The following is a 14,761-nucleotide window of genomic DNA, read 5'->3' on the forward strand; positions in this document are numbered from 1 at the left end:
TGTGCATGACCCTTTTCTATTAAAGGAGCTGATAAAAGCTAACTATTTAGCAACAGCCACCTCATCCAACAAATACAAGATAGATTGATACGGAATACCGCTGTGGTGCGACAGCCCAATCTCACAGGTTTTACTGTTACTAAAGCCGCGAGAGCACCCTGCTGGCACTTGTTCTTTGAGCGGATGCACCGCCGCTTCATTAAGCTCTGGGGTGGTGAAACCTTTGTCGCCTGCCCAGCCGCAACACTGTATGTGCTCTGGAACAATCACTTTTGAGGTACACGCTTTGGCAATGTTTTGCATGGTTTGCTCAAGGCCCATACGTCTTGAACTGCACGTGATGTGTAACATGACCGGTTCATCAAGAGGGGAAAGAGTTAAATGTTCTAGTAAATAAGCTTCGGCAAACCCTGTTGGCTCTAAAACTTCTAAAGGTTTAGTAAATTGCTCAATACTGCGTTTCGCACACGGGCTAGTGTCCATCAGCACTGGGTATTTACCTTGCTCACTGGCTTGCCAAAGCACGGCTTCTAACTGCTGGGCTTTCGATTGCGCTAGCTCATTCATGCCTTTGCTATCGTAGGGCATTCCGCAACATTGCTCGTTAAGTTGCGATGGCATAATCACTTCAAAACCGGCTTTTTCTAGTAGAGATAAAGTGACTTCGGTAAGAGGTCTTTGATCAGGCGCGTCATTTTGCTGTCCCATACTGCGACTGGCGCACGAGGGCATATAAACCACTTTCTTCTGCGCATCGGCGTGCGAAGCGGCATTGATTGATGCGTGTTTCTCAACATCAAAACGGTTTGCTTGTGGATACTCTTTTAGCCAAATCGGCGTACGATTTTTGCTGATTTTACGCAAACCATTGGTCAATTTACCCACGCCATTATTGCCTATTACTTTAGTGGCGACTTGATTGGCCGATAAGCCCGCTTTAGTCAGCGTAGTGGTGGTGGCAAAGTGATTGGCTGTCCATTTCGCAATAGGCGTGAACTTTTGATATTTCTCCGTGCGCAACTGTTTCACTAGATCGCCGGTGTTGATCCCAACTGGGCAACGGTCGGCGCACAAGCCAGTAGCGGCGCAGGTATCAATGCCTTGATAGTTGAAAATCTCTTCCAGTTCAGAGGCTTGCGTTTGCTCGCCTGCAGCGCGTCTACGTTGTAATTCTCTATAAAGCACTATACGTTGTCGCGGTGACAAGGTAAGCGTGCGAGAAGGGCACACAGGCTCACAGAAGCCACATTCGATGCAACGGTCAACAATGGAATCTGCCGCAGGCATTGGTTTTAGATTTTCAATGTGCGAGTGCGGGTTATCATTGATGATAACGCCGGGGTTAAATAAACCGTTTGGATCAAACAGCGCTTTAATTTGTTGCATTAAGGCATAGCCTTCTTTGCCCCATTCTAGCTCAACATACGGCGCCATATTGCGCCCAGTGCCGTGCTCTGCTTTGAGTGAGCCTTGGTATTTTACCGCCACTAAATCTGCTACTTCGTCCATAAACTTGCCGTAGCGGTCAATTTCCGTTTGCTGATCAAAGCCTTGGGTAAACACAAAGTGCAAGTTGCCCTCTAGTGCGTGCCCAAAAATAATCGCTTCGCTGTAGTGGTATTTATCAAATAAGGCTTGCAGATCGCGAATGCCGTTAGCGAGATTTTCTACTGGGAAAGCCACATCTTCAATGATTACTGTCGTGCCCACTTCACGCACTGCGCCAACGGCTGGAAACATGCCTTTACGAATGCCCCATAGCGTGGCAACGGTTTTAGCGTCGCTGGTAAACGGAATGGAATGGGTAATGGTGTAGTCGGCGAGTGCATTCATCACCACAGTGCATTGTTCATCAAGCGTGCTTTGACTGCAGGCGTGTGATTCAATCAAAATTGCCGTAGCATCTAAATCCAGCTCTTTAATGAACTCAGGCATTCCGGCTTTGTCTGCCACCGAGCGCATTGCGCGCCCGTCCATTAATTCAACCGCCGCAACAGGCAGTTTAGACAAAGCGGTGACCGCAAGGCTGGCTTCTTCAATGGTGGAGAACACCAATAGCGCAGAAGCTTTATTGGCATGCTCAATGACAGTGTTGTACGTGATTTCCGCAATAAACCCCAATGTGCCTTCAGAGCCCACCATCAAGTGTTGAATGACATCTATCGGGTCGTGATAGTCCACCAAAGCATTCAGTGCGTAACCTGTGGTGTTTTTCAAACGGTACTTATGTTTGATTTTTTGTGATAGCTCGGGGTTTTGTGCCACGCTTGCGCACAAGTCTTTTACTCCTTGAATCAGCTCAGGTTTAGCGGCAATAAAGGCATCAATGCTTTGCTGTGAACCTGTATCAAGGTGCGCACCATCGCTGAAAATGAGCTTCATGCTATCAACGGTTTTATAGGAGTTTTGCGCTGTACCACAGCACATGCCACTGGCGTTATTGGCCGCAATACCACCAATTTTACAAGTGTTGATAGAGGCCGGATCTGGGCCGATTTTACGCTGATAGGGGGCCAGATATTTATTGGCATCCGCACCAATGACGCCCGGTTGCAGAATGATCTTATTGCCACCATCGACAATTTCATGGTCGCGCCAATCGTCGGTTAAAGTAATTAATACCGAATCGGACAGCGCTTGCCCAGATAAGCTGGTACCAGCGGCGCGAAAAGTGCAGTGCACATTAAATTTGCGACAGCTATTGATGGCAAAGGTCACTTCTTCGAGGTTTTTTAATCGCAGAACAATTTTGGGAACCAGTCGGTAAAAGCTGGCATCGGTGCCGTAGGCGAGTCGCTTTGCCTCTTGGGTGACAATACGCTCAGCATCGATCTTCGACGCCAGTCGCGTTTCAAGTTGTTGATAGGTGGCTGATGAAAGAGTCTTGGCCATGAATGCTTCCTAATAAAAAAAATGATGACGGTGCGCTGTTAAGGTGTTCGTCTACAGCGGACTAATCAGAGAATCGCGCGACAGATCGCTGATGGATTTTGCTCCGGTTAAGGTCATAGCAACACGCATCTCTTTGTCATAAAGGTCTAATAAGTTTTCCACTCCAGCGCCGCCTTCAGCTGCCAGTGCATAAACAAATGAACGGCCTAGCAAAGTACAATCCGCGCCAAGCGCCAACATGCGAACCACATCCAGTCCGGTGCGAATGCCAGAATCGACCAAAATTTTAAGATCGCCCTTCACTGCATCGGCAATTGAAGGTAGTGCTTTCGCCGTTGATAGCACGCCGTCTAATTGTCGACCGCCGTGGTTGGAGACCACAATGCCGTCCGCGCCAAATCGCACAGCGTCTTTCGCATCTTCTTCATCAAGGATGCCTTTTATGATCATCGAGCCATCCCAACTGTCTCTGATCCACTCCAGATCTTTCCATGAAATGGAAGGGTCAAAGTTAGCGCCTAGCCAGCCGATATAGTCTTCAAGTTTAGTCGGTTCGCCGCGATAGGTAGAGATGTTGCCCAGATCGTGCGGTTTGCCCAATACACCGACATCGAGCGCCCAACTTGGGTGGCACATAGATTGTGCGATGCGACGAATATTGGCGTAAGGCCCGCTCATGCCTGAATGCATGTCACGATAGCGCGCACCGGGAACCGGCATATCTACAGTGAAAACGAGCGTTTTTACGCCTGCTTCTTTAGCGCGTTGTAAGACATTTTTCATAAAGCCGCGGTCTTTTAGCACGTATAACTGAAACCACATTGGTCTATCAATTGCCGGTGCCACTTCTTCGATTGGGCAAACCGAAACCGTAGAAAGGGTAAAAGGAATGCCTTTGTTGGCCGCCGCTTTTGCCGCTTGCACTTCGCCTCTGCGAGCGTACATGCCGGTTAAGCCAACGGGAGCAAGGGCAATAGGCATCGCCAGTTTTTCGCCGAACAGCTCTGTTTCCAGATTAAGATCGGACATGTTATTGAGTACGCGCTGTCTTAGGGCGACATCGCCAAGATCTTGGGTGTTATTTTTGAGAGTGCGCTCGTCGTAAGAGCCGCCGTCAATGTAGTGAAACAAAAAAGGAGGAAGCTTCTTTTTTGCGACAGCGCGATAATCGTTTGATGAAGAGATGATCATAATTGGAATACCCGTACCTTCGTGGTGAGAAAGTGGTAGATTGATTGTCAGAAGAGTGGATTTAAAGAGCGCCATTTAAGGCGCTCTTGCTTACAGGGTGTTACTTCATTAATACATCGGTGAAGCCCAAACCATACACCACAATTAATCCGATGATGCCGGTCATGACCAAGTAGTAGAACGTCGGAATGATGGTCTTACGTAGCACCGCACCTTCACGCCCTAGCAGTCCCACTGTTGCCGAAGCCGCTACCACGTTGTGAATGGCAATCATGTTACCTGCTGCTGCGCCAACTGCTTGCAACGCCACCACAATCACACTTGAGATGTTTAAGGTCTGCGCCACTTCAAACTGGAACTGACTGAACATCATGTTTGATACTGTGTTTGAACCTGCAATAAAGGCACCTAAAGCACCGACTGTGGCACTGAGCATAGGGAAGGCCGCACCCACAATGTCAGAGGCAAAGTTGGCGGTTGTCACTGGCATACTGGCAAGATCGGCGCCGTTAATACCTGAGTTGATGAAAATACGTACCATAGGGATAGTAAACAGCAGTACAAAGCCTGCACCAATCAAGGTTTTACTGGATTCTCCAAAGGCATTGCGCAGTGGTTTCAGCCCGCCGCCTTGTAAGATAACCGCCAGTAGCGCCACAAACACTAAGATGCCACCTGGCAAGTAAAGTGGTTGGAACGCTGTGCTGATACCCACTTCGCCCAGAATGTTGGCAAACGACACTTTAACGTCAGTCAGCATGCCTTTAAATGCAGGGCTAACGCGGCTTGCCACTAGAATAACCGCTAGCATCACATACGGTGCCCATGCTTTGGTTAAACTCATTGGTTTGCCAGTGGTTTTCTCTTTTAGGTCAATTTTTAGTGAACCTAACCACTCAGCAGGCCATTTGTTTTCGCTTTCAAAATCCCACTTGGTTTTTGGTACTAGGAAGCCTTTTTTCGCCGCCGTCACTACAATAGCAAGACCAATCATGCCACCAATCAGAGATGGGAATTCAGGGCCAAGGAATACACCGGTTAGCGCGTAAGGAATAGTGAAAGAAAGACCGGCAAATAGGGCAAATGGCAGAATGTCTAACCCTTCTTTCCAGCTACGGTTTTTACCAAAGAAGCGAGTCAGCATCACCGCCATAAGTACCGGAATTAACGTACCGACAATGGCATGAACAATCGCAACACTAGAAGTGATTTGCTGTAGGTAAATGTCCCATGTTGAGCCATTGGCAAGTAGTGATTCACCGATATTGTGGGTATCTAAACCGCGGTTTACCCCGACAATAATCGGTGTACCTACCGCGCCAAATGACACAGGCGTGGATTGAATCATCATTCCCATTAATACCGCGGCTAATGCAGGGAAGCCGATGGCGACTAATAGAGGGGCGGCGATGGCCGCTGGCGTACCAAATCCTGATGCACCTTCAATGAACGAGCCGAAACACCATGCAATAATGATGGCTTGGATGCGGCGGTCACTGGAAATATCGGTAAAGCCGTTACGAATAACGGTGATGGCTCCGGTGTGCTTGAGAGTGTTCAATAAGAAGATGGCACCGAATACAATCCAAAGTACCGAGACGGTAATGCCTAGACCTTGGAATACAGAGGCGATGACGCGATTGGCCGACATGTCCCAAAACACCAGTGCGATGACGACAGTTAAGGCAAACGCCACAGGCATTGCTTTTTTTGCTGGCCAGTTAAGGCCAACCAGTAAGATTGCCGCGACGACAATCGGGGAGAAGGCCACTAAGGCCAGTAGGGTTTCACTCATAGGTATACTTCCTCGTACGTTTGCACTTTATGAAAGAGCCTTCTCGTCATAAAGCGAAAGTATCTTGTAATGTTTTTGTTAATCGGCAGTGAATTTATCTCTTTATTTTTTGTTGATATAGGGAAATAATGAAAATGATTATTTCCAAAAATGACGGAATGATATGAAAGCAGATGACTTGATTTTATTTTCTCAAGTGATAGAACTGGGCAGTTTTAGCAAGGTCGCAGAAAAAAATAACCTTACAAATTCGGTAGTTAGCAAAAGAATTGCCAGATTAGAGCAAAACGCAGGCACGCAATTATTGTATCGAACCACCCGTAAACTGAGCCTTACGGAAGCCGGTAAGATATTGTTAATAAAAGCGAAAAATGTGACACAAGCCACCGAGGAAGCAAAGGATGCGGTTTCTGGATTTGGTGAAAACATCACAGGACACATCAAAATGTCGGTGCCGACCATCTCTGGTGAGCTCGTTTTAGCCGATGCCGTCGCAGAATTTTGTAATGAAAATAAAGGCTTATCTATCGATATGTCGTTAAACAATCGCTTCGTTGATTTGATTAGTGACGGCTATGATCTGGTCATTAGAACGGGATATTTGGAAGATTCGAGCTTAATTGCCCGTCATATTATCGATTCGCAATGGGTAGTGTGCGCATCGCCGACTTATATTGCGAAAAATGGCAAGCTCACCCACCCCTATGAGCTGATCAATCACAATTGTCTGCAATACGCCTATCAAACCACAGGTGCAAGTGAGTGGGAGTTTAAAGGCGATAGGGGCAATTACACCATTAAAGTATCGGGCGGTTTCTCCACTAACAATGCATCCGCATTGCGCCGCTCAGCCATCGGCGGACATGGCATTGCTTATGTGCCAAGATGTTTGGTGTATCAAGATTTTATCAATGGCGACTTAATTGATATTTTTCCCGATCAAGTGGGCAAAAAACTGGGGATTTATGCGGTGTATCCGTTTACCCGTCAGCCACCAAACAAAGTAAGACTGCTGATTGAGCATATTCGTCAGCGCTATTTAGAGATAGGACACTGCTTTTAATTGATATTTATCCTAAACCTTATTACATTCGCCAGCGAATAAAAGACTCACCAAACATTGGACGTGGGAGAAAGTATGTCACTGACCGTACAATTAGCACTTTTTCGAGACGTGGTGCAACAAGGATCGTTTTCCAAGGCGGCAACTTTGCACGATATGGATAACTCGTCACTATCAAAGCAGATCAAAAAACTAGAAGCGAGCTTAGAAGTGCAATTGCTCAATCGCTCAACACGTTCTATCTCGTTAACGTCAGCAGGCGAAGAGATACTTGAGCAAACCCATATATTGCTTGATACCTTAACTCATATTCACAGCATCGCTGATTCTTATCACTCTGAGCCAAAAGGCTCACTGCGCATTACCTCACCGATATTTTTTGGTCAGGAATACCTGCAACCCGTGGTGACGCGCTTTATGAAGCAATACCCAGATGTGCAGGTTAATCTCTCGTTGGATGATAAACGGGTCGATATTATTGCAGACCACTTTGATCTCGCGTTTCGCGTGGGTAAATTAAAAGAATCCAACCTAATTGCCAAACAGATAGCCAAAACCAACTTTGCGCTAGTGGCCTCAGAGCAGTTTATTCAGCAACACGGCATGCCGCAAACTCCGCAACAACTATTAGAGTTACCAGCGGTGGTGTACAGCAACGGTAATGTTACTTTAGATAGAGTGAGAATTAGTGAAAGTGCACACTCTTCGAATATGGTGACGCTACGCATGCAGGGTAATTATAAAATCAGTGATGTGCGCACTATGATGGGCGCGGTAAAAGACGGTTTAGGCTATGCGCTAATTGATTTGTTTAACTTAGACAGACCCATTTCCAGTCAAAACTGGTGCCGCTACTGACCGACTATCAATTGTCGACTATGGATACCGGCATTTATGCGATTTACCCGCACCGCAAGAAAACCTTATTGGTCAGTGAATTTATTGATTTTGTACAGCAACATATCGGCAGCCCTGCAATTTGGGAGAGCCATATTCCGAATTACAACGAGATGTATAAAGCTTAATCAACCAATTCTATGTTCAAGCTTTCAAGCAGATTTAGTGCTTCAAAGCGGGAGAATTTAGCGCCGGATAAGCGGTTATTATTAAGGTCGATAGCCAAATTTCTCGATTCGGTAAAGTCTACTCGCTCTAAGTTGGTGCGCATAAAGAGGCTGTGAGTAAAATCGCAATAGGTCATGCTTGAGCCTGAAAAGTCGCCTTCTCTTAAATCCGCGTCATGCAGTTTACATTCTTCAAATTTGAGCTGTTGCAGGGTTAGGCCAAACCAAGAGCAATCATTAAGAATACACTGCTTAAATTCCAATTCACAATCGACATGAAAGCTGGGCCAGTAGGCTGTGGTCCAGTCGATGCCCACCAATTTACTTTCAGTAAAAGCGATTTGATACCAACGGCTGTTGGGGATTTTTAGCAGGCTTAAATTACAGCGCACAAACGAGCAATTGATGAAGCGACAGTTTGCAAACTTAGTTTCAGAGAAGTCGCAGTCAACAAACTCACACTCTTCAAACTCGATGTCATCAAATTCATCATAAGCGGCAGAAAGTTTATTAAAAGAGGTGTCGTAATATTGTTGGTTGCTTTTCAAGGTGCAGGTCCATAACGGGGATGAATAGACTGAGTGCCGAGGTGCCTATTGGCGTTGGCACTCAGTTTTTACCACTTATTTTTTACCGTTTGCTTGCTTATCTACTTCAGTAAGTTCACGGATTTTACGGCTTAGATCGCGACGAGTTTTCGAGATTTCAGCACTAGTGATGATGTGATCATCAACGCGGTCTTCGTAATCTGCTTTCATGTTTTTCACGATGCCGATGATTTCATCGTGGCTCATGTCAGGCTTAATGTAATCCATTAGATTGTCTAAAAGATCTGCACGCTTGCGGTTGTCACGAATTTTCTTTTCGTGATCAAGAATTTCACGTTTAAGTTTATTTTTTTGACGAGCCAAATTTACAATTTCGTATACGTTGTTCATTTTATATCCTTTAGACGAAAATTAACTGAGGAAATTAAACCACAAGCTTTGACAAACATACAGTGGGAAGAGTCAGCTATTTTAACTGTTGCGTGCTTTTTTTACATTCAGCGCAAAACGCACATAAATTGCTAGATTAGCTATCGCAACCTCTTCAATACTTGCATACAATCTTAGTAAATAAAATATGAAGATGGAATTTGAGAATGTTATTGCAATTATCTCCCCTTGAAGCTCGCATTATTGGTTGTCTAATCGAAAAAGAAGTGACTACACCAGATTATTATCCTTTGAGCCTCAACAGTTTGACCACTGCCTGCAATCAAAAAAGTAATCGTGATCCAGTTATGGAGCTTACAGATGCAGAGGTGCTAGACGGGATAAATGCACTTATTGAACGCCATCTTGTTAGAGATGAGAGCACTTTTAACAGCCGCACCGCCAAATATCGCCATCGATTCTGCAACACAGAGTTTGGCGATCTGCAGTTTACTGCGCAAGATAAAGCCATTGTTTGTGTAATGCTTCTGCGCGGCGCACAAACACCGGGTGAAATACGCACTCGCACCAATCGTCTCGCGCAATTTACCGACGTAAAAGAGGTGGAAGCGACACTGGATAAGCTAGCAACGCTTGATTCGCCAATTGTGGTTAAACTGGCAAGAGAGCCGGGTAAACGTGAGTCTCGTTATCAGCATTTATTCTGTGGTGAAGTGGACGTACAAGCTATAGCAAGTGCCGCTCCTGCCGCGCCCGTCAGCACACCTACAACTGAAAAAATCAATGCTCTTGAAAAGCAAGTTCATGAATTGAAAGAAGAAGTGGCAGAGTTAAGAGCTTTGATTGAATCTGTGTTATAACGGATACTACGAGAATGCTATCGGACAGCTTGTGGTCTGTTTATCTTATTCGTACTCGCCACAATGCATTATATTGTGGCGTCACTAATAACTTGCAGCGACGCTTTGCTCAACACGTCAAAGGAACTGGCGCAAAAGCGTTGCGGGGTAAAGGGCCACTCACACTCGAGTGGTCAACTAAGGTTGAGAGTAAATCTCTGGCGCTCAAGTTAGAATATAAGATCAAGCAGTTAAGCAAGAAACAAAAGGAAAGTTTGGTGTTGGATAACAGCACCTTACAGTTGGAGTCTATGCTATGCGATATACCCTGACAGCACTGTTGCTGTTGTTATACACCAGTTCATGTTTTGCCAATGATCTGCTGCTTGATTACTGGCAATACGATAAGTATTTAGCCCAGCACCCCACCCAAAGTGCGCTGACTCAGGCAATGCATCAGCGTATTTATCAAGCGCCAGTCCCTCTTTACGTTCGTCAAGATAAACCGATTGAAATTGATATCGTTTATCCGGGCACTCAGTTGTCTGATTATTGGTGGCGTAATATTAAAGCGTTGGAGTTGAGGCTAAATGAGCTTGGTGTGGATTATCGACTGCGCAAGTATTCATCTCGTCCAAATATGGATTACCGCCGTGAAGCCGAAAGCTTGCAAACTGCGCTTAAAAACGCTCCTGATTATCTCATTTTCACTCTAGATACCAGCCGTCATAAAAAGTTCGCGGAGAATTTATTGGCTAACGGCAATGGCAAAACCAAACTCATTTTGATCAATATCACCACCCCGATAAAACACTGGAAAGATCATCAACCTCTGCTGTACGTAGGCTTTGATCATGTGCTTGGCACTAAGTTACTCGCCAATGAATATATGAAAGCGTTTCCTGAGCAAGCCAATTTTGGAATGATGTATTTTTCACCCGGTCATATTAGCGAAGCGCGTGGGGATACTTTTATTAAATATATGAAAACCCAAGGGGATTACGCGTTAAAAAGTGCTTATTTTACCAACGCTAATAGAAAATCGGCTTATGAAGCCACCTTGTCGATGATACAAAAAGAGCCAGATTTAGATTTCATTTACGCCTGCTCAACGGACGTCGCATTTGGCGTGACTCAAGCGCTGACTAAACTCGATAGACATGATGTGATGGTCAACGGTTGGGGTGGCGGCTCCGAAATTGAGGCGGTTGCAGACGGCATCATTGATTTTACGGTAGTGCGTATGACTGACGATACGGGGGTAGCGATAGCTGAGGCGATAAAGCTAGATTTGCAAAATGAGCCTGTGCCACAAGTGTATTCTGGCGATTATGAAGTGCTTACCAAATACGATGACGAACAAACAATAGAAGCGCTAAAAAGCAAAGCGTTCCGCTATTCAGATCGTTAACGTTATATTTTACGGGCCATTATGAAATCCATGCATAAACAAGATTTGCCACAAAAACAATCAAATAGAAAAGAGTCGCTCGCAGGACAGATCATCCGCACGGCTTGGATGTCTTGGTTTGCGGTGATTATTGGCTTTTTCTTATATAACTATCACCTAAGCACCAAGACTTTTGAAGCGGAATTAGAGAGAAACTTTAACCAAACTGCGCGCATTGCAAAGCAGTTGATGGAAAACCGTTTACAAACCATTCAAGTTACCCAAGACATTACCTCTCGCTCCCGCACGCTAATCGATTTGTTTGATGCTGGTGATTATCAAGCCATTGATAACTATATGTTTGAACTGGAAGAGGTGGATCCGCATGGCGTGTCAGATTTTCGCTTTATGTTCCGATATGGCAATTTGGTTTGGGATGATGGACACGCTACTTTTTATGGCCTGACTCATCAGCAGTTATCGGCATTAGAAGGTGAGGTCGATTACAACAATAAATGGTACTTCTTAGCGCCGTCAAAAGAGCTAGGCAATAAGCATATTATGATTCGCCGCTCGTCATTGATTAACTCTAAAAATGGCGAGTTAGTGGGCTATTACTACGTGGGTTTGGTGATGGATAATAACCTGAGCCTGCTACAAGATGTGATTGCAGACGCCAATATTAGTGAAATTATGCTAGTGGAAGGGGGCGATATTATTGCTTCATCTTCTGCGGAAGTGAGTCAAAAACTGCAGCAGCAACAAGAGTTAAAGCTAACCGATCATAGCTATTTTGGCTCAGAAATCATCAACCAAGTGGATGTGGTGATAGGTGGCGTTAAAACGCCAATTAAAGCGGTTTTTTTGCAAGATACCAGCAAATTAGAGCGAGTTGAGTACAGTTTTGCCGCGTCTTTGTTATTTGCATTGCTGACGGTTTCAATTTTAGCGGTGATCATCACCAAGTCTGTTCAGCGGCGAGTAGAGCGTGAAATTGAAGGGGTGATGCATCTTGCCGATAGCTTTGATAGCGCGAAAAAGAGCGTCGATTTTAAAGGCTCAAACATTGCTGAATTTGACCGTTTAGGTAAAACCTTATTAACCAGCATTCAGCGCGAACAGCAAAAAGAAACCTCGTTTAAAAACTTGTTCGACTTTTCGGTATTACCCACCGTGCTGTTAAATAATGAGAAAAAACTTTTAGAGCTAAACCCAGCCGCCATTGAGGCGTTTGCCAATGATCGCGGCGCGAAAACCTTAAAAAGGCACTTAGATAAACACCTAGATTTAGTGCTTGAAACGCAAAAAATTGCCGAAGTGGATAGCTATGTTGGCGATCAGGTTTATCGCTGGAGTATTGCCCCTATTTTGGTAGATGGCGCTGCGCCAACTTTAGTTATTCAAGGTCGTAGTATCACTCAGTTTATTGAAGCAGAGCGTCAAAGTGAACGAGCGCGTAAGGAAGCAGAGCAAACAGCGGTGGCGCGCGCCGAATTTTTGGCTAAGGTGAGTCATGAAATCCGCACCCCTTTAAATGGCATTTTGGGCATGGCGCAACTGCTTAAAGACAACGCCAATTCCGATGAACAAAAACAGCAAACGCAGGTGCTTTATCAAAGTAGTGAACACTTACTTAATCTGCTCAATGATATTTTGGATTTTTCTCGCATAGATAAGGGCGGGGAGATCATTGAGTACAGTAACTTCTCTCTTAACCAGGTATTAGAGACAGTAACCTCTTTTGCCAAGCCAAGTTGTCAGCAAAAATCGTTAAACTTTGTAGTCAATAAGCACTTTGATGGCGAAATAATGGTAAAAAGCGACCAAATGCGTCTGACGCAAATCTTTTTAAACTTATTGACCAATGCCATTAAATTTACCGCCAAAGGTGCAGTAGTGGTGGATGTTGAACTGCGTAATCAATTGGGAAATAGAGCCCTGTTGTGCTTTATGGTGACCGATACCGGGATTGGTATTGCGCAAGATAAACTAGAATCGGTATTTTCATCCTTTACTCAAGCCGATGTCAACATTAGCCGAGAATATGGCGGTAGCGGTTTGGGGCTGAGTATCGTAAAAAGCTTGGTTAGCCACTTAAATGGCAGTATTAAAGTAGACAGTCAGCTAGGCAATGGCAGCTGTTTTTCTGTGGTGCTCCCTATCGAAATGTTATCGAATAAAGCCCTGCTCGATACAGCGTCCGAGCTGCCAGCATGCGCTACTCAACCTAGCCTAATCAATCGTAATTTACGCATCTTGCTGGTGGAAGATAACAAAACCAATGCTTTTGTTGTGCAAGCATTAGGTAAAAAGCATGGCTTAGAGTTTGATTGGGTTACCGATGGCTTGCAAGCGATCGCCAAGGTACAATCGCAACGTTATGATTTGATACTCATGGACAATCAAATGCCGAAAATGGACGGCATTGAAGTGACCAAAAAGCTGCGCGAAGAATTGAATATTACTACACCAGTGGTGGCGTGTACCGCCGATGGTTATCAATCTACCGAGCAGGCCTTTATGTCTGCGGGCGCCAATGCTGTGTTAGTTAAACCGATAATAGAAGATAAATTTTTGCAAGTATTACAACAAGTTCTGGAATCATCAACATGCTAAATTATGAAGCTATCGATATCCCTTTTAATTATCGACATACTTGTTGGTTCTGCGGTGAGCCGAGCAATGCGGCTGTTAATTTCCCAAGTAGAGCGTCGGCTGTGCTGGCGCATACCCCATTGCAATTACCGGCTTGCCAAGAGTGTAAAACCATCGCTAGCAGTTGTGTGACCGATTCGGTTTGGGATTTACAGTTGCAAGTGACCAACACCTTGATGAAGCGTTACGCCAAGCATTTAGGCATAGGCGTGAACTGGACCAAACAAGAGCTTGCTGAAACTCAGTTAGAAGGCACTTCATTTAAAGGCTTCACTGATAGCGCTTGGATGATGTACGAAATTGCCAAAGGGCGCGTGGATTTTTCGGGCTGGCCTTTGGCGCTCAATGGCGTGCCGCTGGATATTATTGACGATAGCTACGGATTTGAATTTGATGGTGCGCGTTTTATCAATTTTCAAACCGCGGTGGATTTTTATCAAAAATCAGAATCACTTAACAAGCACTTATTTGATGAGTTAGTGGCGCTATTAGGTCAAAATCAACTTGCATACGCATTGCGCATTGCCCGTTTATATCCCTCAATTACTAAGAGGCAAGCTGAGCAAGTGCTAGCTGAAATTGCCCTGCAACAGTCTGATAAAGACGCTATTTTCCGTGATAACAGCCAAACATCACCATTATTGGCAGTAAAAGCGGTTTGTGTAGAAGATGTGCGCGAAGTGAGCATTCAAGGTGAAACGGCTCAGCCTGAAGCGATTGTATGGGTGATGAGCCGCAACATTCGCACTCTTGCCCAGTTGCAACAATGCGAAGATGCGTTTTTTGATGAGCATGAACATCTAGGCGGCGTAATTGCCTTTCAGCTTTATCATGGCGTGCAACTGTATTTAGAAGCAAGGCAAGATATTAACTGGTGCGAGCAAGAGGATCCTAATCAGCCGTTATGGCTAGGCGAATAGCTAGCTTGACCTGT

11 protein-coding genes and 1 pseudogene are annotated in these 14,761 nt (G+C 45.1%); 7 read left to right on the forward strand and 5 right to left on the reverse strand.

The window, feature by feature from the left end; genetic code table 11:
- Positions 1-42: 42 nt before the first annotated feature.
- From QV280_RS13595 to QV280_RS13605, 3 genes are all read right to left on the reverse strand, one after another.
- Positions 43-2,892 carry an FAD-binding and (Fe-S)-binding domain-containing protein gene (locus QV280_RS13595; protein ID WP_152820412.1) on the reverse strand — a complete coding sequence of 950 codons (2,850 nt, stop codon included), beginning with the start codon at positions 2,890-2,892 and terminating at the stop codon, positions 43-45.
- Between the two features lie 51 nt (positions 2,893-2,943).
- Entirely contained in the window at positions 2,944-4,083 is a 1,140-nt protein-coding gene (lldD, locus tag QV280_RS13600) for an FMN-dependent L-lactate dehydrogenase LldD (RefSeq protein ID WP_152820884.1), read from the reverse strand.
- 100 nt (positions 4,084-4,183) lie between these two features.
- Entirely contained in the window at positions 4,184-5,878 is a 1,695-nt protein-coding gene (locus QV280_RS13605) for an L-lactate permease (RefSeq protein ID WP_152820414.1), read from the reverse strand.
- Between the two features lie 163 nt (positions 5,879-6,041).
- On the opposite strand from QV280_RS13605, the gene QV280_RS13610 reads away from it, so the two are divergent.
- Positions 6,042-6,941, forward strand: a complete 900-nt coding sequence (locus tag QV280_RS13610) for a LysR family transcriptional regulator (protein ID WP_152820416.1) — start codon at positions 6,042-6,044, stop codon at positions 6,939-6,941.
- Positions 6,942-7,016: 75 nt separating this feature from the next.
- Positions 7,017-7,966: pseudogene (locus tag QV280_RS13615) on the forward strand (LysR family transcriptional regulator).
- Here the strand turns inward: QV280_RS13615 and QV280_RS13620 are convergent.
- Together QV280_RS13620 and QV280_RS13625 are read right to left on the reverse strand one after the other, a co-directional pair.
- A complete protein-coding gene (locus QV280_RS13620) occupies positions 7,963-8,553 on the reverse strand; it encodes a pentapeptide repeat-containing protein (protein WP_152820418.1) in 591 nt (196 codons plus the stop codon). The pseudogene QV280_RS13615 and the gene QV280_RS13620 sit on opposite strands and share 4 nt — an antisense overlap.
- A gap of 75 nt (positions 8,554-8,628) precedes the next feature.
- Positions 8,629-8,943: a DUF496 family protein gene (locus tag QV280_RS13625; protein WP_021713314.1), complete on the reverse strand. Its 315-nt coding sequence runs from the start codon at positions 8,941-8,943 to the stop codon at positions 8,629-8,631.
- Between the two features lie 206 nt (positions 8,944-9,149).
- Between QV280_RS13625 and QV280_RS13630 the strand changes: the two genes are divergently transcribed.
- From QV280_RS13630 to QV280_RS13650, 5 genes are read left to right on the forward strand one after another with little or no spacing between them, the layout of a single operon-like run.
- The gene (locus QV280_RS13630; RefSeq protein ID WP_152820420.1) at positions 9,150-9,803 is read left to right on the forward strand and encodes a YceH family protein; all 654 of its coding nucleotides are present in this window, start codon (positions 9,150-9,152) and stop codon (positions 9,801-9,803) included.
- Positions 9,804-9,817: 14 nt separating this feature from the next.
- A complete protein-coding gene (locus QV280_RS13635) occupies positions 9,818-10,114 on the forward strand; it encodes a GIY-YIG nuclease family protein (protein ID WP_152820422.1) in 297 nt (98 codons plus the stop codon).
- Positions 10,099-11,193: a substrate-binding domain-containing protein gene (locus tag QV280_RS13640; RefSeq protein ID WP_152820424.1), complete on the forward strand. Its 1,095-nt coding sequence runs from the start codon at positions 10,099-10,101 to the stop codon at positions 11,191-11,193. Before QV280_RS13635 ends, QV280_RS13640 begins: the two co-directional genes overlap by 16 nt.
- Before the next feature lie 21 nt (positions 11,194-11,214).
- Positions 11,215-13,788, forward strand: a complete 2,574-nt coding sequence (locus tag QV280_RS13645) for a LuxQ periplasmic sensor domain-containing protein (protein WP_253912545.1) — start codon at positions 11,215-11,217, stop codon at positions 13,786-13,788.
- Positions 13,782-14,747 carry a hypothetical protein gene (locus tag QV280_RS13650; RefSeq protein WP_152820428.1) on the forward strand — a complete coding sequence of 322 codons (966 nt, stop codon included), beginning with the start codon at positions 13,782-13,784 and terminating at the stop codon, positions 14,745-14,747. Before QV280_RS13645 ends, QV280_RS13650 begins: the two co-directional genes overlap by 7 nt.
- Positions 14,748-14,761: the final 14 nt, after the last annotated feature.

The sequence above is a fragment of the Vibrio sp. B1Z05 genome, from assembly GCF_052955985.1.

What these genes read in the sequence shown, in the direction of transcription:
- QV280_RS13610 (WP_152820416.1), top strand. Translation starts at nt 6,042, where the DNA reads ATGAAAGCAGATGACTTGATTTTATTTTCTCAAGTGATAGAACTGGGC.
- QV280_RS13635 (WP_152820422.1), top strand. Translation starts at nt 9,818, where the DNA reads ATGCTATCGGACAGCTTGTGGTCTGTTTATCTTATTCGTACTCGCCAC.
- QV280_RS13630 (WP_152820420.1), top strand. Translation starts at nt 9,150, where the DNA reads ATGTTATTGCAATTATCTCCCCTTGAAGCTCGCATTATTGGTTGTCTA.
- lldD (WP_152820884.1), bottom strand. Translation starts at nt 4,083, where the DNA reads ATGATCATCTCTTCATCAAACGATTATCGCGCTGTCGCAAAAAAGAAG.
- QV280_RS13595 (WP_152820412.1), bottom strand. Translation starts at nt 2,892, where the DNA reads ATGGCCAAGACTCTTTCATCAGCCACCTATCAACAACTTGAAACGCGA.
- QV280_RS13645 (WP_253912545.1), top strand. Translation starts at nt 11,215, where the DNA reads ATGAAATCCATGCATAAACAAGATTTGCCACAAAAACAATCAAATAGA.
- QV280_RS13640 (WP_152820424.1), top strand. Translation starts at nt 10,099, where the DNA reads ATGCGATATACCCTGACAGCACTGTTGCTGTTGTTATACACCAGTTCA.
- QV280_RS13650 (WP_152820428.1), top strand. Translation starts at nt 13,782, where the DNA reads ATGCTAAATTATGAAGCTATCGATATCCCTTTTAATTATCGACATACT.
- QV280_RS13625 (WP_021713314.1), bottom strand. Translation starts at nt 8,943, where the DNA reads ATGAACAACGTATACGAAATTGTAAATTTGGCTCGTCAAAAAAATAAA.
- QV280_RS13605 (WP_152820414.1), bottom strand. Translation starts at nt 5,878, where the DNA reads ATGAGTGAAACCCTACTGGCCTTAGTGGCCTTCTCCCCGATTGTCGTC.